The organism is Flammeovirga sp. AWQ4_249 (genome assembly GCF_056161045.1).
This window is the reverse complement of record NZ_JBSWYJ010000041.1, coordinates 1-18002: the sequence shown is the minus strand read 5'-3', so window position 1 is coordinate 18002 and position 18002 is coordinate 1. Positions and strand designations below refer to the sequence as shown.

General features: G+C 33.3%; 12 protein-coding genes and 1 pseudogene. 6 read left to right on the top strand and 7 right to left on the bottom strand.

Translation table 11 applies throughout. The features are described from left to right. Positions 1–93 precede the first annotated feature (93 nt). Positions 94–3180, bottom strand: a complete 3087-nt coding sequence (locus tag ACXAHM_RS21175; protein ID WP_474964453.1) for a glycoside hydrolase family 2 TIM barrel-domain containing protein — start codon at positions 3178–3180, stop codon at positions 94–96. Positions 3181–3488: 308 nt separating this feature from the next. Between ACXAHM_RS21175 and ACXAHM_RS21170 the strand changes: the two genes are divergently transcribed. Beyond that, a complete protein-coding gene (locus ACXAHM_RS21170; RefSeq protein WP_474964451.1) occupies positions 3489–4421 on the top strand; it encodes a toxin-antitoxin system YwqK family antitoxin in 933 nt (310 codons plus the stop codon). A 97-nt stretch (positions 4422–4518) separates the two neighbouring features. On the opposite strand, the pseudogene ACXAHM_RS21165 reads toward ACXAHM_RS21170, so the two are convergent. Beyond that, positions 4519–5414: pseudogene (locus ACXAHM_RS21165) on the bottom strand (IS256 family transposase); the annotation flags it as partial. Between the two features lie 1028 nt (positions 5415–6442). Between ACXAHM_RS21165 and ACXAHM_RS21160 the strand changes: the two are divergent. Further along, a complete protein-coding gene (locus ACXAHM_RS21160; RefSeq protein WP_474964448.1) occupies positions 6443–7684 on the top strand; it encodes an alpha/beta hydrolase-fold protein in 1242 nt (413 codons plus the stop codon). Positions 7685–7736: 52 nt separating this feature from the next. Here the strand turns inward: ACXAHM_RS21160 and ACXAHM_RS21155 are convergent, their stop codons facing one another. Beyond that, the gene (locus ACXAHM_RS21155; protein ID WP_474964446.1) at positions 7737–8084 is read right to left on the bottom strand and encodes a hypothetical protein; all 348 of its coding nucleotides are present in this window, start codon (positions 8082–8084) and stop codon (positions 7737–7739) included. 389 nt (positions 8085–8473) lie between these two features. Here ACXAHM_RS21155 and ACXAHM_RS21150 point away from each other — a divergent pair, with 389 nt between their 5' ends. After that, positions 8474–11851, top strand: a complete 3378-nt coding sequence (locus tag ACXAHM_RS21150) for an Ig-like domain-containing protein (RefSeq protein WP_474964442.1) — start codon at positions 8474–8476, stop codon at positions 11849–11851. 129 nt (positions 11852–11980) lie between these two features. After that, entirely contained in the window at positions 11981–12898 is a 918-nt protein-coding gene (locus ACXAHM_RS21145) for a DUF5996 family protein (RefSeq protein WP_474964437.1), read from the top strand. Between the two features lie 170 nt (positions 12899–13068). Here the strand turns inward: ACXAHM_RS21145 and ACXAHM_RS21140 are convergent, their stop codons facing one another. Further along, the gene (locus tag ACXAHM_RS21140) at positions 13069–13575 is read right to left on the bottom strand and encodes a hypothetical protein (RefSeq protein WP_474964433.1); all 507 of its coding nucleotides are present in this window, start codon (positions 13573–13575) and stop codon (positions 13069–13071) included. 296 nt (positions 13576–13871) lie between these two features. Here ACXAHM_RS21140 and ACXAHM_RS21135 point away from each other — a divergent pair, with 296 nt between their 5' ends. Continuing rightward, positions 13872–14726: a tyrosine-type recombinase/integrase gene (locus tag ACXAHM_RS21135; protein ID WP_474964429.1), complete on the top strand. Its 855-nt coding sequence runs from the start codon at positions 13872–13874 to the stop codon at positions 14724–14726. After that, positions 14689–15837 (top strand): IS91 family transposase, encoded by a 1149-nt coding sequence (locus tag ACXAHM_RS21130; protein ID WP_474964427.1) that lies wholly within the window; start codon positions 14689–14691, stop codon positions 15835–15837. The genes ACXAHM_RS21135 and ACXAHM_RS21130 overlap by 38 nt, the downstream gene beginning before the upstream one ends. A 308-nt stretch (positions 15838–16145) precedes the next feature. Here the strand turns inward: ACXAHM_RS21130 and ACXAHM_RS21125 are convergent, their stop codons facing one another. From ACXAHM_RS21125 to ACXAHM_RS21115, 3 genes are all read right to left on the bottom strand, one after another. After that, the gene (locus ACXAHM_RS21125; protein ID WP_474964425.1) at positions 16146–16823 is read right to left on the bottom strand and encodes a hypothetical protein; all 678 of its coding nucleotides are present in this window, start codon (positions 16821–16823) and stop codon (positions 16146–16148) included. After that, positions 16824–17126 (bottom strand): hypothetical protein, encoded by a 303-nt coding sequence (locus tag ACXAHM_RS21120; RefSeq protein ID WP_474964422.1) that lies wholly within the window; start codon positions 17124–17126, stop codon positions 16824–16826. 637 nt (positions 17127–17763) lie between these two features. Further along, positions 17764–18002, bottom strand: a 239-nt coding sequence (locus tag ACXAHM_RS21115) for a hypothetical protein (RefSeq protein WP_474964418.1), incomplete at its 5' end; no start/stop codon positions are given.

Below are 18002 nucleotides of genomic sequence, written 5' to 3'. Positions count from 1 at the left end.
AAAAATAATTTTAGCATTTGAATTATCCAAAGTATTCATTGTGTTATTGACAATACATAGTTGATTTTCAACATATGTTGAGAGTGTGACTTTTTACAAAGGTTTCTCTTGTTTTAAATTGAGTTCAAACTCAAAATGATAATTTTGTACTGGAGCGTAATATTTTGGTAAAATATCCTTCCCACAAGATCCATTTCCTAATCCGCCTTGGATAAAATCAATATTCAAGACATTAAAATTACGTGGTTGAAGTTCTACCGTACTCCATGCTTCTGCCAAATCAGAAGTCGTGAATTGACGTAAAGAGAAGTTGATTTCTTCTGCTCCCTTAAATGTGAGCGTATTATTTGAATTGTCATATACTTGCATCCACCTTACTTGAGATTTATTGCCATTTTCTTGAGGTTTTGCATAGTTGACAAATTGATTTTCAATTACATCTTCATAAATACCAAAAGTCATACCTGTAAATCGATCTACATAAGAAGAACCTGGACCTCTACCGTACCATTTTGTAGTATTTAGGCCTTTGTCTACATAAATTTCGTAGCCTATTCTTGGAATAGATTTCACTTTTACACCACCGACATTTGGTGTCACATCTAGTGCAACATGAAGTTGGCCATTTTCTTGTAAAGTGAATGTCTCAATCGTGTAATAATTAAAACGAGACATATGCGATTTGTGCATTTTTTTGACTGTAATCACACCCTTCTTATAACTTACATTTTGAACTTTCGTCATCATATCTCTGAAACCACCTGCGTTCCATTCCGGCATGATCTTCTTGTCATTATCAATTGGAGCTCTCCAGAAGGATAATTTAAATTGCCCTGCCAACATATTTTTTCCATCTTTTGATAATTGTACCACTTCACCTTTTCTTTTATCAAAAGTTAGTTTCACATTACCAGAAGTAAGGATGATTTCAGTCGTATTTTCATTTACCTCATTGACAGCACCTTCATTTGGTGTGTTTGAAGCAAACGCATAAGGTTGTAGAATTTCTTCATCATATGCCACTTCAAATCCTTCAGAAAGCATTGGAGTAGCCTCTTTTAACTTAGCAGAAATTTTGACAATGTATTCCTTACCTTCTGTATATGTAGTTTGGATTCCTTTCAAAGGATATTTTTTTGTCTGACCAGCAGCTAATTTTACATTCAATTTTCCAGTTTGAATTTCCTTACCATCTTCCAGTAAAATCCATTGGAAATCAAACTTTGAGAGATTTGTATTCAAGAATTGATTGTACATCGATACAGCATCCTTTTCGAGAGTGAAATGAATATTCTGGAATACTCTTTTTACTTCCACACTTTTTGGCGTAGGTGTAAGATCTGACAAGAAAATGCCATTCATACAAAAGTTATAATCGACAGACATATCATGTCCGAAGTCACCTCCTACACCGTAGACGAAATTAGAACCAGGCTTTTTCGCTTCTTCATTGGCAAAAGCTACATTTTCTAAAGCAGCTCCCCATTTTCCATCTACAGATTTTGTAATACCTTGATCTGCAAAATCCCAGATACAACCACCGATCAATGCAGGATATTTTTCAAATACTTCTTGGTATTCGATTAAATTACCCATCGCATTACCCATACCATGCGCATACTCATTAAGAAGATAAGGGGCCGTTTGATTTGCTTCACCGATCTCGACAGCTTCATGTACATCAATATATCGATTCCATTTCTTTTTCTTATGCGGAAAACCACCACCAAATGAATCTGGAGCCAAAGGTGCTGTTGCAAAATGATAGTTTGTAGGACGTGTTTTATCGATTGCCTTTGTTGCTTTTTGCATGGCTACCATATTAACACCGTTTCCTGCTTCATTTCCAAAAGACCACATGATCACAGAAGGATGGTTTTTATCTCTATGCACCATTGCCTCCATTCTTTCAACATGTGCTTTCTCCCAAGTAGGATTATTGGCTAAAGTCTCTTTCGGATTGTATTTCATACCATGTGATTCAACATTGGCTTCATCAATGATAAAGATGCCATATTGATCACACAATTGATATAAATAAGGAGTAGCAGGATAATGAGCAGTACGGATTGTATTGATATTCGTTTGTTTCAAACGTTTCACTGTCAATTCTAATCGCTCTTTGGTGACGTGTTTACCATGAATTGGGTCATGCTCTACAAGGTTGATACCTTTTACTAAGAATGGCTTCCCATTTAGTTGTATTTCTTGCTTATCTGAAATTGTTATTTCACGAACACCAATTTGACTTTGAATCTCATCGATAACTTTCCCCTCTTTTACAACTTCAAGGACTAAAGTGTATAAATTAGGTGTTTCATTAGACCAAAGTCTTGGTGATTTTAATGTTTTAGAAAAATTAATTTCTTCTTTATTGATTACTTGTTCACCTGAAGCAACTTTTTTCTTTCCGTCTAAAACTTTATAATGAACTGTATATCCTTTTTGGTCAGCGGCAGTAATTTTCACATCAAGATTAAACTTAGCAGACTGTTCTGAGACTTCAGAAGTAGTGACATAATAATCGGCAATATGTGTTTTTGTTCTTCCAATTAAATATACATTTCTGAAAATACCACTCATTCTCCATCCATCTTGATCTTCAAGGTAACTACCATCAGACCAACGGAAAACTTTCATTTTTAAGGTGTTCTTTCCTTCTTTTACATATTCTGTTATATCAAATTCAGCAGGCGACCAACTATCTTGGCTATACCCTACTTTTTGACCATTAATCCATAAATAAAAAGCAGATGAAACACTTTCAAAGCGAATAAATGTCTTTTCATTGGTCTTCTTTACTTCAAACTCTTTCTGGTAATACCCTACAGCATTTCCATCTTCAGCTTTGATAAAAGGAGGGTTTTTCTCAAAAGGATAAGTGATGTTTGTATATAAAGGTGCTCCAAAACCTTGCATCTGCCATGCTGAAGGAACCGGAATCTCTCCCCATTCTGCAGGTTGATCATTTTTGGGCGTTTGACTTACATCTTCAAAATAAGAAAAATCCCATACTCCATTTAATAGCTCCACATTGTTAGGCGTAGCGTTATAATATAAAGAAGCGTGTGGTTTTTCTTTATTTAATTGTGTTAGTTGTTCGTTCTCCCAATCATTATTCTGACCATAACTGACCTGAATAAATAGGAGTGATATAAATAATAATAGTACTTGTTTCATTTCAAAAAATTAAAAGTTTTGCTTCATCTCTCTACTAAGGTAATGTATCCTCATAAAATGCTTATACACACAAAAGTAGATTACTAACGGACTTTAAGCGATGCAAATTTGTGATATTTTTTGGAAGTAAAGTGTTATTATATGATAAAGAATCAAAGGTCTGAAGTAATTCGGCACATTCTAATTCATTCAAAAATTGACAATCAATCATTTTTTTATAGCATAAATCCCAACTAATTGGAAGTGCCTCTTCCTATTCAAAACACGAAATAGTAGGTTAGTGAAGTATAAATCAAACTATTGTTACAATGAAAAAGCTGATACAAACAATTTTAATGCTTAGTCTATTTTCTACTTCTCTTTTTGCACAAGAAGTCTACTTAAACAAGAAAATGAAAACAGTGCCTAAAGAAAAGGCCATTTATGTAAAGACTATCACGAAGGAATCTAAGAATAATTACAAAAATGAAGTTCGCTTTATTAAGAAGAATAATATAGCTGAAGTATACTATACATCAGATAAAAAAGGGAAAAAGAAAGATGGGTATTTTAAATCTTTCTTCAAGGGTGGTTCACCAAGAAAAGAAGGTTTTTATGATGTAGGAAAAAGAATAGGGCAATGGAAAGAATATTATACCAATGGTCAATTAAAAATTGAATATACATTGGTAGAAGGTAAAGATGAGATCAACTCATTAATTGATAATTACTGGTCAAAAGAAGGGGAGCAAACTGTTACAAAAGGAGAAGGTGTGGTCAAAGAATATTACTTTAAGAATCATGTATTAAAAATAGAAGGTCACGTTACAAAAGGTATGCACCAAGGAGAATGGATTGAATATTATAAAGATGGAAAAGTTCACTTCAAAGAAGTATTCAATAAAAACAATCTCGTAGAAGGAACAAATTATACCGAATCAGGGGAAGTTATTACTTACAATCGATTAAAAACACATCCTATTTATAAAAGTGGTTTCGAAGAACTATGGTCTGAAATGAAACCCATTATCGATAAGCGAGAAAATTTTGCAGGGTGTGATTTTGGTAAAATCTACTTTACCTGCACGATCACAAAAGATAAAGAAGTAAAAAATGTAAAGCTATTTAATTGCGATAACCAAGATCTTTTGAAAAGTGTGGAAACCGCTTTGTTACGTTCTCAATACAATTGGAACCCTGCCACACATAGAGGTGAATATGTCACTGATAAAATGGTGATTCCAGTACTTTTGCTGAAATAAATCATATTTTATTAACATTAAAGAGAAAAAAGAGTTGGATTGATATTCAACGACACTCTTTCACTAAGTGTGTAAGTACTACAAGGAAGGATTGGGTTTAAAACCTGATCCTTTCTTTGTATAATACTTGAAATTGATTCAAAATTACTCCCCAGTTTCTGATTGGCATCTTCCATTTTTTAGTAGCTTCTTGCAAGACTAAGAAAACAGATTTTTTTACTGCATCATCTGTTGGGAAGGATAATTTGTTCTTTGTGTATTTTCGAATTTTACCATTCAGATTTTCTATCAGATTGGCAGTGTATATAATTTTACGAATTTCAAGAGGGAATTAAAAAAATACAGTTAATCCATCCCAGTTATTCCGCCAACTTTGGATGGCATATCCATATTTATCACCCCATCTCTTTTCTAGAAACCAAGAGCCTCTTTGGGCGCATCTATATGTGATGCTCCTTAGATATCTTTCATGTCTTTAGTAAAGGCTTTTTTATCTTTCCAGACTACATACCTACAAGCATTTCTAATTTGATGAACGATACATATTTGAGTGGAAGCATTTGGAAATACTGCCTTAATAGTCTCAGTAAAACCATTGAGATTATCAGTGGATGTGATTAAAATATCCTCCACTCCCTACGATTGAATATCAGTAAGTACAGTCATCCAAAATGCTGAGGATTCATTCTTTCCAAGCCGCATATCTAATACTTCTTTCTTACCGTCAGTACGTAATCCAACAGCTAAATAGATGGTTTTATTGATAACTTTGGAGTTTTCTTTCACCTTAAAAACGATCCCATGCATCCAAACGATAAGATAAACAGGTTTCAAAGGACGCTTGTGCCAGATCTCAATATCTTCAACTACTGAAGCTGTAATTCTTGAATTAGTAGCCGTTGAGACATCAAAACCATAAAGTTCTTTGATCTGATTTTCTATATCTGAAACGCTCATCCCTTTTGCATAAAGTGAGATGACTAAACTCTCTATACAAGGAGATCATTCTTTAACTTTTATGTTATAGAACTATTGCAATAAAAAAACGAGTGACTATTTGAATAGTAACTCGTTTAATAAATTTATGAAGATTTACTTTTTAACCTGCTATATAAAAAAAAGGTAAATGTTAAAAGAATGAATGCTGATGATCCTGATAAGATTACTTTTAAGTAATTTTCACCATAATCCTCATTGATAACTTTATTAAATGTTGAATAAATAACATAACCTGTGATTAGCAACATTTGAAAAAATATCGCCGCGTACCTTTTCTTTTTAAACTCCATAATATTCATTTTATTATTTGTTGATAGAAAAGTTTGAGAATAGTTTTCATAACGTTTTAGATAATTTTGAATTTAAAAGTTTATTAAAATTTATATAAAATATAGCAGTTCTTAGACAATACATTAGACATAAATATCTAATAAAGTGAGTATTTTGGTTCTTGTTTTTCGTAAAAAAAATATATTTTTTATTGATTAACAAATATCTCCATATTTTCATTTCGTTTACATTGATAAATGTATTTTTTTCATAATAAACATACCCTATTAGAGCTTTCTCAATTATACCAATTCTGAAACAACTGCCATTTATCATTCTATCTGTCTGTAAATTAGTATTGTAATTACATTTATTATATTAATTACAGAAATTTGAAGAAATCTTATCAGATTACAATAAGCCAACTTAAATAGGTCAGGAGATATTTATTTTGAATGACTAAAGAAAATAGAGGTGAAAGATCTACCCGGATCTAAAGTCAAATTACGATCACCTGAAGATAAATTAAATAACACAATTTACCTCAATATTACATTTCTAATTGACTTACTCACAATTCAAGATTTTAGAGTTTACACAGTTTGTGTTATACTCCCAGTTCAACTCTTTTTTGTTGTAAAAACTAAAATAGACCAACAACTATCACAATCCCTGTTAAAACCAATTGAAATCTAAAAGAGATTGCCTTACTTCTATCATAACTTTTTACCTCTTGCTAAACTCTTTGATATATGAAAAAGCAATTATTCTTTCTATTATTATGCTCAATCCTAAATAACATTAGTTTTGCTCAACAACAGAAAAAACACCTTATCAGTCTTGGTGAGGTAGACAGTCTTTACTCTAATGTATTGAAGGAAAATCGAGAAATTTACATTCAATTGCCTTCAAATTATGATTTGGATAAAGCTCAAAATTATCCAGTCTTATATGTCATAGATGGTGAATTTTTACTCCCAACGATTACAATGGCTCATGAAAGTTATTATGGTGGGTTTATTCCTGAAATGATTATCGTTGGAATTGCAAATCTACCCAACAGGAACAGAGATTTAACACCAACAAAAGTCGAAACATTGTTTGGCCGACCTGCTACTTCTGAAACTGGAAAAGCAGATCAATTTAGAAAATTCCTTTCTGAGGAACTTATCTCCTATATAGATAAAAAATACAGAACTACAGATTATAAAACACTCGTTGGTCACTCATATGGTGGCTTATTTACCATTCATACCCTACTTCAACAGTCGGATTTATTTGATAATTATGTAGCTATTGACCCTAGTTTACAATGGGACGAACAAGTTCTCTTGAAAGAGGCTGCAAACCAATTGAAAAGCCAGAATTTTGAAAATATTGGTTTGTATATGTCATTAGGTAGTCAATTGGACATGCAAGATCCTTCTGTTACGATTGAAAATGTAATGGATAATGAATCACCTATGACAGTATTTCCTCGTTCAAACATTGCATTTAGAGAAATGATAAAAGAACATAGTAACTTAAAGAATTTTGAATGGGAATATTTTTCAAAAGACTTGCATGGTACTATTGTATACCCTTCAATTCGCAATGCCTTTTTAAGTATATTTTCATGGTATCAAATGGAAAATACGTATGCATTAAATAATCCAGCCACAACTACTGCACAATTACAAGAAATAATCGATAATAGAGCAAATAAATTGGCCCGACATTTTGGGTATAAAGTTCCTCCCTATCCACAAGATTTGATGAATGCCCAAGGATATATGAATATGGATATGAAGCAAATGGATAAGGCAAAACTCTATTTTGAATCAAATATTAAATACTACCCTGAAAGTGCGAATTGCTACGATTCAATGGCCGATTTCTATGTGCGTTCCAACGATTACAAAGAAGCCTACGAATTGGTAAAGAAAGCAAATAAGATACATCCTACTCCTTATTATAAAGAAAGAATGGAAGAGTTCTCAAAAAAAATTAAATAGGTGTAGATGAACAAAAAAGTCATACTGTATTATTTACGGTATGACTTTTTTATCATTTTTTCTTACCAGATGTGCTACTCTTCTTTTTATCTCCAGAAAAGGCCTTTTTCGTACTATTTTTTAATTTATTAAACCCTGATTCTGCCTTTTTTTCTCCTTTCTTATATTCTTTTTTTACATCTTTCTCTACAACCTTATATTCTTTGGTTGCTGTCTTTTTTGCTTTTGCTGTTTCTTTCTCCACTTTGGGCTTTTCTTTAGAAACAGCATCACCAATATCTTTGGTTACCTTCTTAATTTCTTTTCCTGTTTTCTTGAAAAATTTTTCAACGTCAGAAGTTTGTGCTTGTACTAAGTTGAAAGAAAAAAATAGTAAACTGAATGTTAGAATAAATTTCATGTCTTAAGTCTAGTTTCATTTTTTAATGAATCATTAATATCAAAACATATATTATTAGTTAGTTATATGTTCTATTAATTCATTGTATTGTACACAATAATTATACTCAAAATATATAAATGCTATATTTTAAAACCATTAGTATTTAAAGAGATACAAGCAATTAATCAATAATTGTAAGAAATACGTTAATAAAGTATTGAAATGTGTCATTAATAAGTGTCAATTTTGCACGTAATAGAAATAATCAACATCTACCTTTATCACTGTTAACTACTTATTGTTTTTCTATCTACTATGCTCTTATTCTTTAACCAGCACAATACATTAAATAAAGCATAGATAGTAGGCAATATTTTAAATAAATTATTACTTATAAACACCGAAAAATGAAACTGAATTATTTACTCCTTTCTATTTTATCACTCTGCTGTGGGCTACCCACTATGGCGTATGACTATGAAGTGACACAAGAGGCTGAAACAATGTCTCGATCTTCCTCCACTGAAATTGTAAGTAAAGAATTTGCCTCAGATGGACAATTCGTCAAAATGCTTTCACCTTCAGGTAGTATAACTTTTTCTGTAGACGATGTGCCGAGTGCAGGTCTCTACAAATTACAAGTTTATACTTTTAATGGAGGGGCAACACAAAACCTATTTATGTCCACAAATGGAGGTGCTAATGAAGCAATACAATTACAACCTTCAAACTGGGCATTCGCTGATTCAGCAAAAATCACTTATTTAGATGTTTCTTTAAATGCAGGAAGCAATTCCATCACTTTAGAGACAGATGAAGCGACTGTTTTGATTGATAAATTGGTGCTTACAAGTCATTTTAATGTCTTTTACATGAGTAACGACGGGAATGACAATAATAATGGATCGGTTACTGCTCCTTGGAAAACGCTAGCAAAAGCTACTGAAGCGGCACAAGAGATAGGCAGTGGAGGTTCGTTAGCTCCTGGAGACAAACTCCTTTTTAGAAGAGGAGATGTTTTTGAAGGGGAATTTTTAATCAAGTGTGATGGTACGACAGATTTACCAATTGAATTCAGTAGTTACGGAACAGGCGAATTCCCTATCATCTCAGGTTCAGGCAATGTATCCGGAGGTGATTACTTTGAAGCCACAAAAGTGATCAATGGTTCTCACTTGGTTTTTGAAGAATTATGGTTCAAAAATGACCGTCAAAATAATAACCGATATACTTACGGAGAAACGAATTCTTATGGTCTAAGAGTTACAGCCAACAAATGGGGTGGTGTTTCTCAAGATCTTACTTTTAGAAATCTAAAATTCTCAGATATATTTGGTGTTGGAGTTCCTGATGAATTCAACGATTTAAGTGTAACAGGTTTACGTTTTGAATCAGAACAAAACGAACCTGATTTTGAAGTAACGATTAAAGATGTTTTAATTGAAGATTGTTACTTTACGAACATTGGAAAGGCAGGTGTATGGGCGGTACACAAAGGTTCTGAAGACGCAAACGATTATACCATCAACAGAAATCAGGATTTTGTAATACGAAATAACACGTTCTTCCAAACAGGTGGTTCTGGAGTTATTCTATCAAAAATGCACAATGCAATGGTAGAAAATAACGACTTTGATCACACGGGGCATAGCAATGGTTCAGAAGGACGCCTTGCTGGTCGTGGTAGTGGTATGTGGGTTTTCAAATGTATCAATGTAATTGGTCAATATAATCGTTCATACAGTGTCAGAGGACCTAATGATTCCTATGGTATGCATATTGATTTTGGAAATAGAAATATCATTTATCAATACAATTACAGCGAAGATAGTGAAGGTGGATTCGTGGAAGTATTAGGAGACAATCATAATGTCGCTTATCGTTTTAATGTCAGTGTCAATGATGGTATCAGAGATTTTCATGGAAGTACAATCTGGACTTCAGGATATGTAGGAACAGGAAATACGCCAGTCCCTTCCAATGATGTTTTTGTCTATAACAACACTATTTATTTAGGAGAAAATCAAAAACCTGACTTTAGTATTTTCTCAGCGAATACCTACATTTACAACAATGTTTTCTATCAAGAAGGAAGTGGTATTATTGGTGAAAAAGTAGAAATTGATATTCAGAATAATGCTGATTTTATAGTATCTCACAACTTATTCCAAGGAAATATTAATTCAGCTTTTAAGAATTATGATCAAAACCAAATCAATGGAAATCCTCAGTTTACAAATAAAGGAGCAAAGAATATAGAAGGATATCAGATTCAATCAGGAAGCCCTGTGATTGATGCTGGCTTATCTTTCCCAGAACCTACTTTCCCAGAAGCAGGAAAAGGTATTTTCAAAGACTTTACACTTACACCTCAACATGATATCTATGGCAATGCTGTTAGTGTTGAAAGTCTTATTCCAAATGTTGGTGCTGATAATAATTACAATTCAGGAATTGATCCAAATGAAATTCAAGTAGAAGGAGTTCAAATTTCTTCTCAAACTTCTCCATTATTTGTTGGTGAAACTTTACAATTATCAGCAACTGTTCTTCCTGCCAATGCTTCAAATAAGAATGTTACTTGGAGTAGTAGTGATGAGAATGTATTAACGGTAGATCAAAATGGTTTGGTAACAGCTGTTACAGAGGGTTCTGCAACCATTACGGTAGTGACAGAACAACATGGTAAGACAGCTTCTACGAATGTAAGCGTAGGTACTGATATTGCGGTTAACTTATTGAACGGTAGCTTTGACAATGGCTTAACACATTGGAATAATTGGAACAATCCTACAGTGACCACTTCCGGAGATTATTACGGTGGTAAAGCAATTCAACTTACAGGTCCTTCTTCTATTAATCAATGGGTAAAAGTAAAACCAAATACAACCTATACACTTTCTGGCTACGCGAGAGTAGTTGATCCTGAAAACGACAGAGTGGTGTTTGGTGTAAATGATGAAAAGAACAACGGCATTACAAATGCACAAATCACAGATACTGACTATACTTTACATAATATGATGTTTACGACAAGTTCGTCTACAGATTCCGTAAAAGTCTTTTTCTGGAGACCTGGTAACGGTGTTGGTAATTCATTTATTGATGAAATTTCTTTAGAAGAAACTGCTCATATCATCAACCCAACTTTCGAAAAAGATCTATTAGGATGGAAAACATGGGGTTCTGCTTCATTTGTTACTTCTAATAGCCAACTAACATTGACGGGGAATGGTGGAGCGAATCAATTCATCAAAACCAAACCAAATACTACTTATGAGGTACGTTTTACTGCCAAAGTGGATGATCCAAGTGTGAAAGTCAACTTCTTAATTGCTGAAGGAAACGGTGGCGGAACGTATGCAAGTAAAGATGTATATGAAACGGTGATGACGGACGATGTTCTTATATTTACGACAGATTCAGATTCTGAAGATACAAGAATTGGATTCTGGAGACCAGGAGGCTCATCGGGCGGTGCTTATCTTACTAATTTGAGTATTGTGGAAGGCAGCAGTAACGGTAGACAAAGAGTTTCTCTAAAAGAAGAATTAGAATTTAATATCTATCCAAACCCTGCCATCAGAGAAGTCAATATTAAAACACTCTCAAGAGGTGGCATTTCCAACTTGCAAGTCTATACTTTATTAGGTCAACCTGTTTTCAATAAATCTTTTGAGCAAGAGACAAAGTTCTCCGTTCAAGATTTCCAAAAAGGATTATACCTGATCGTTATTACAGATGATCAAGGGCATAAAAAGTCTGATAAATTATATGTAAAATAAAGAAAACCGGTATCATCGAAAGGTGATACCGGTTTTTTTATGACTATATAAAACTGCTTTTCGTGATCTATCCAATTTGAATAAACCATTATTATCCATTAAATTAAATCTAAAATAACACCCAAAAATATGAGCACGAAACACAATTGGCCTGTTTTAGATTTTAATGAAATTGAAGATACTTTGGCCACTCTTCATCAATGGATTCAAATTATCGGTAAAATTCGATTAAAAACAATGCCCTGGCAGAATCATTCTTGGCATACGACTCTTTATATTTCTACATGTGGATACACTACCCAGCCTATTCCCTACGAAGAGGGTGTTTTCCAAATTGACCTAGACATAAAACATCAACAATTTGTCATTACTCGTACTGATCATGCTCCCCAATCCTTTAAATTAGAAAGCATGACGGTAGCTGATTTTTATACTAAAGTTTTTGATAAACTTGCTGCCATTGGATTGGGAGATATCAAAATTTATGGTAAACCTAATGAAATGGATCCCGCTATTCCATTTAAAGAAAATACTATTAATAAAATATATGATCATAAAGCCTCTTGCACCCTATGGGATGCGATGATGAAGACCAATCAAGTATTCCAGAAATTTAGAAGTTCATTTGTGGGAAAATGTAGTCCAGTCCACCTGTTTTGGGGTGCTTTTGATTTAGCAATTACACGTTTCTCTGGAAATGCCGCCCCACTTCATCAAGGAACAATGGCGAATATGCCACAAGAAGTAATGCAAGAAGCCTATTCCAAAGAAGTCAGTAGTGCAGGATTTTGGCCTGGTTCAAAAGAAATGCCTTCTCCCTCCTTTTATGCGTACTCCTATCCTACAGCTCCGGAATTTGGCAAACAACCTGTGGCACCTGAAGCTGCTTTTTATAGTCAAGAAATGGGTGAGTTTTTCTTGAAATATGAAGATGTAATTCAATCCGACCATCCGGAAGAGACCTTATTAGCTTTCTTACAAACTACCTATGAAGCCGCTGCAAAAACATTGAATTGGGATCGAACGGCACTTGAACGAGAACATTAAAAAACATTTTTCCTTTTAATCACTAAAAGAAGGAAATAAAAAATGACTACCACAAAAAAGACCTTCCGAGTGATCGAAAAGTCCATTCTAATTTCATGTATTACCGCCATTGCTTTAGGGCAAAATTTGGAATTTTCAAGCCAAACTAAGCCCTAATTATTGTATGCTGTTTACAAAGAATTAAACCACTGTATTTTATTTATGGCTCTATTATTATCGTTCATTTTGGACTTATTTAATATAATTTCAAAATGAACATTTACCTCACTGTAATCAATATCAGGATTAAAAAGTTGCCTGATTATAACATTATAGTTTCCATTATCTAATGGTATACTTAAATCAGAGTTATGTTTAGAAGGAATTGTTGAATTAGGATAAGATGCAGACATTGATAAATCAGCATATTCTGTTAAGAATAATAATCCATTAGTAACTTCTATTGATGTTTCAAATTCTCTAAAAGCAGTTTTATCTGTCCTTTCTTTTTCAATCTTAATATTCCATTCATCTCCTTCGTCACCAGTTCTCCAAATTATCATATGTCCTTTGTTGGATTGTTGAATAAAATGAGAAATTAGCTGTTCAAATTCCCAATTTTCTGTAATAAAAGACTGATACTTTTCTGAATTAACTAATGCAATAAAACCGTCATTATCTATAATATTTAAGTTCATTATTTGCAATATTCTATCTTTGTAATTCTAAGTTTAAACCCATTTGAATAACTTTAGCTCTATTAAATTGTAGTTATCATGTAATAGCATACAACGTAAATGCTAAACTACGACCAGCGGGCGTGTCGACCGATGGATGGAGATTAGCTGATGTTGAACAAAAGCTCCGCTAGCTAAAGCCTTCATTTTCTTATCTTTGAGTGATAATACCACTTATAACTCATTAAAATTTGTAAGATGAAAAAAAAGTAGGAACAATTCTAGACAGAGCATTTGAAATAAATAATTTCAAAAACATGCACGATACAGTATATCGTAACATGTCTCTAAGTGGAAAATCTAAATCGACTTTTGATAATTATATCAAAGCAATCGCAAAGATCACTTTGCACTTTAACAAGACGCCACTTGAACTTTCCGACGATCAAATTAATGATTATCTCCTTTTTCTCAAAGAAAAAGAGAACACTTCTTATACCGCATTCAAACATTATGTATACGCTTTAAGGTATATCTTCAAATTTTCAGGGCGTGAAGAAAAAAATATTACTCTTCCTGTATTAAAAAAGAATAAATCAATTCCTGATATTTTATCAGTTGATGAATGTAAATTGATCTTTAAAACTCCTCAATTGCTTAAATATAGAGTGATGTTTTCGCTAATTTATGCTGCTGGATTGAGAATCAGGGAGGCTGCTCAACTAAAAGTTAGAGACATTGATTTAAATAGAATGACGATTTACGTTAGAGATACAAAATACTCTAAGAACAGAGTCGTTCCACTCTCTGAAAACATGAAAGTTGGGATAGAGAAGTATCTCAAAATTGATAATCCTAAAATATGGCTTTTTCAAGGATATGGTTTTCAAAAACATATCGCCACGACGTCTATTGGTAGAATGTTTAAGCAAACTATTGAAGCTATAGGTATTCAAAAGCATGTTACTGTTCACACCCTCAGACACACTTACGCCACGCATTGTATCGAAATGGGAATGGATCCTTTTACGCTAAAGGAACTACTCGGGCATGAATCTATTCAAACTACTTTGGAATATATCAACCTTGCCACCGTCAAAAAGTCCAATTCTTTTTCTCCTTTCGATAAGATCTATGCAACCGAAAATAGAGATCGATCAGATTCTAAATAAGCAACAGTTTTGGAGGACCTCGACACAGTTTTTGGCAAGGCAAAAATTCGATTTACATGCCATGACAATCTGCCGAACAGCTCAGATGGGAAGGCACGTGGATCATTGTGATAATTGTAAAGAAGTGCGTGTTTCTTACAACAGTTGTCGCAATAGAAATTGCCCAAAATGTCAGGTTACCTATAGGGAAAAGTGGATTTTGAAACGGGAAGAAGAAGTACTTGATGTGCCTTATTTTCATACAGTTTTTACAGTGCCGCATCACTTAAATTCACTGTTCTTGAACTACCCTAAGGAGATGTATAATTGCCTTTTTGAAGCGACTTGGGAGACAATCAAAACCTTCGGAAAAGTCTCTTTGGAAGGTGAAATGGGAATGATTGCCGTTTTGCATACATGGGGTCAAAACTTGACATTACACCCTCATCTACATTGTATTATTCCGGGTGGAGCTTTATGTCATGGTAAACATTGGAAGAGTACTGATCAAACAGGGAAATATCTTTTCCCTGCAAAAGGACTTGCGAAAATGTTTAGAGCAAAGCTTATCCATAAAATCAGACAAAAAAGTACAATAAGAACACTTTTCGAAGGTGAAATAGCAAAGAGTTGCTTTCAAAAAGAATGGGTAGTTTATGCAAAAAGACCATTTGGCGGAGCGAAACAAATCATCCAATATCTTGGAAGATATACGCATAAAACAGCTATTTCTAATCATCGATTATTAGATTATTCGGAGGGGAAAGTCACTTTCGCGTACAAGGATTACAGGCAAGGTGGAAAGAAAAAAGAGATGACTCTTTCTGACATTGAATTCATCCAAAGGTATGCTAGACATCTCCTACCAAAAGGCTTCCGAAGGATACGACATTTTGGCTTTTACAATGGAGCTATAAAGAAAAAGAGAGTGGAGAAAATCAGAGTATCCATTGGTCAAAAACCTCCAAAAATCATCGAATGGGACTGGATTAAAATCTCAGTTGAAAGACTAGGTTATGATCCAAAAAAATGTCCTTGTTGTGGTGAAAGAACAATGGTGATAATGCCTAGAATTACTCATCAGCGTGCACCTCCAAAACCAAAAAGTGATGTGGTGGATACTTTGAATTAACTTCTTCTGACCTCATTTTTTTGCTTATGAAAATAAGCCTGGAACGTTACACCCTAGACTTTCCAAAATGAGCAAGTTTCAGCAAAAAAAGAAAGAAGATTTCTTCTAATAATTCAACTTTCGACAATAAATCGGAGGAAAGAAAAAATAGTATCCACAAAAAAGACCTTTCGAGTAATCGAAAAGTCCATCCTAATTTCCATACAAGTTTGCATTTCATGGCTACACCGCCATTGTTCAACTAGGGCTTAATTTTTGGGTTTTGACCAAAACTAAGCCCTAATTATTGTAGATTGGCTTATTCTTCATTAACTATACAAATTATTTTCACTCAAATATTTCCTCACTTTCCTTATCTGCTCTATATTTTCTTCTGATTCTATATCTAAAGGATTGTTATAATGCAACATTTCAATACTACCATCTTCCCATTCTTCTACTTTGATGAAAGGGCAATTGAGGAGTTGTTCTTTGGTGTGGTATTCTTCATAAATATTCTTTGGAGATACACAATGATAGAAATAACTCTTTAAAAAAGCATAATCAGAATAAATGATATACTTATCTAAATTATGTTTCTCATTAAATTCAAAAACGTTTCCTACATCCACCCAACTCACATAGCCTAAGCCGTTAGGAAGGCTTTTGTAGAGGTTGAAGAAGAAGGTGTCGTAATCTATAAATATTTCATGTTTAATTTTATCAATGCTAATTGCTACCTCTAGTGTACAGGTTCTTCTGATACTCATATTAATGAATTCTGATACATTAATTGTAATAGAATCATTATATGTTATAATTTTATTATTTCCTACATAGTTCTTTAAGTCTCTTAAATCTTGGAAAATATTTATTATTTCTCCATTATTAAAATCTATCAATTTTATAGATATTAGTTCTATAAATAATTTACTTTCTATTAAAGAATCAAAAATCGAATCCTGTATTTTCTCAGTATTATCTAACTTGTATAAAATCGTCATCATTTATAGTTTATCTATTTTAATTAAATCTTTAATACTTTTGTACTGTTGAAGACCTTCAAAAATAGTTTCTTTCTTACTCCTAATTGCATTAACAGCTTCATCTACTTTATTTATTTTCCCAGGCATCACAATATACTGAACTTCAACATCACCTGAAAAACCATCCATATTGATACCTTTTTCTTTTAATTTATTGACAAGTTTGGTCCTATTCAGACCTTCAGTTGATAAAATCTCAATCATCTTCGCATAATCCTCCAACTGTTCAACATCAATTTGTCCATTTACATAACCTGATTTCACATCGTAGATCACTAATTTACCTTGAGAGTCTACATGAAAAATACCATCTGGAATACGCTTTTTTTTGAATGCTGGAAAATCTACCTCACTGTTCCGGGTGTTAAGCCGAAGGCGTCACTCGGAACTAGAACATTGTGTGAGTTTGTAACTCATGATTTCTGTATTTCAAAAATTATCCCAAAGTTCGTTTAAGCAGTTGTGAGGATTGAAGTACAATAATAATAAGTATAGAAAGTTTTTTGTTTGAGAGTGTTGTGATAATTTACAAACTTTCACAATGAGTGAGTTCGTAATGACGCTGTCGCTTAACATTACGAACAGTTGGGGTTTTTCAATGAAAAAGAATTGACCTCATCAACTTTTAGACTATATCTAAGTTGATGAGGTCATTTTTTGTGGGACGTGAGACGCTATAAAGAGTGTCTCTACATGGGAATGTTTTCAATTTATATTCTACGCTTTTTTAGAAGGATAGCCAACCTCAAGCCCATGATTTCAATCATGGGAATACGTGTATTGGCGTTTTTCATTATTTGCTTGTGGTTTGGAGACACGATAAATCGTGCCTCTACAAACGTAGATTTACCTATATAAAATAGTAAGCCAACCTAGCTTTTGTAGGTTGGCTTATTCTTCATTAATTATACAAATTATTTTCACTCAGATATTTCCTCACTTTCCTAAGCTGCTCAATATTCTCTTCTGATTCGATATCTAAAGGATGGTTATAATGCAACATTTCTATACTGCCATCTTCCCATTCTTCTACTTTGATGAAAGGGCAATTGAGGAGTTGTTCTTTGGTGTGGTATTTTTCAAAAGTTTCAGGTGTTGATACGCAATGATAAAAAAATACCTGACGATTAAATGGGTTAG

Coding starts and splice junctions, on each gene's coding strand:
- ACXAHM_RS21160 (WP_474964448.1), top strand. CDS start 6,443: ATGAAAAAGCAATTATTCTTTCTATTATTATGCTCAATCCTAAATAAC.
- ACXAHM_RS21145 (WP_474964437.1), top strand. CDS start 11,981: ATGAGCACGAAACACAATTGGCCTGTTTTAGATTTTAATGAAATTGAA.
- ACXAHM_RS21135 (WP_474964429.1), top strand. CDS start 13,872: ATGCACGATACAGTATATCGTAACATGTCTCTAAGTGGAAAATCTAAA.
- ACXAHM_RS21130 (WP_474964427.1), top strand. CDS start 14,689: ATGCAACCGAAAATAGAGATCGATCAGATTCTAAATAAGCAACAGTTT.
- ACXAHM_RS21150 (WP_474964442.1), top strand. CDS start 8,474: ATGAAACTGAATTATTTACTCCTTTCTATTTTATCACTCTGCTGTGGG.
- ACXAHM_RS21155 (WP_474964446.1), bottom strand. CDS start 8,084: ATGAAATTTATTCTAACATTCAGTTTACTATTTTTTTCTTTCAACTTA.
- ACXAHM_RS21125 (WP_474964425.1), bottom strand. CDS start 16,823: ATGATGACGATTTTATACAAGTTAGATAATACTGAGAAAATACAGGAT.
- ACXAHM_RS21170 (WP_474964451.1), top strand. CDS start 3,489: ATGAAAAAGCTGATACAAACAATTTTAATGCTTAGTCTATTTTCTACT.
- ACXAHM_RS21175 (WP_474964453.1), bottom strand. CDS start 3,180: ATGAAACAAGTACTATTATTATTTATATCACTCCTATTTATTCAGGTC.
- ACXAHM_RS21140 (WP_474964433.1), bottom strand. CDS start 13,575: ATGAACTTAAATATTATAGATAATGACGGTTTTATTGCATTAGTTAAT.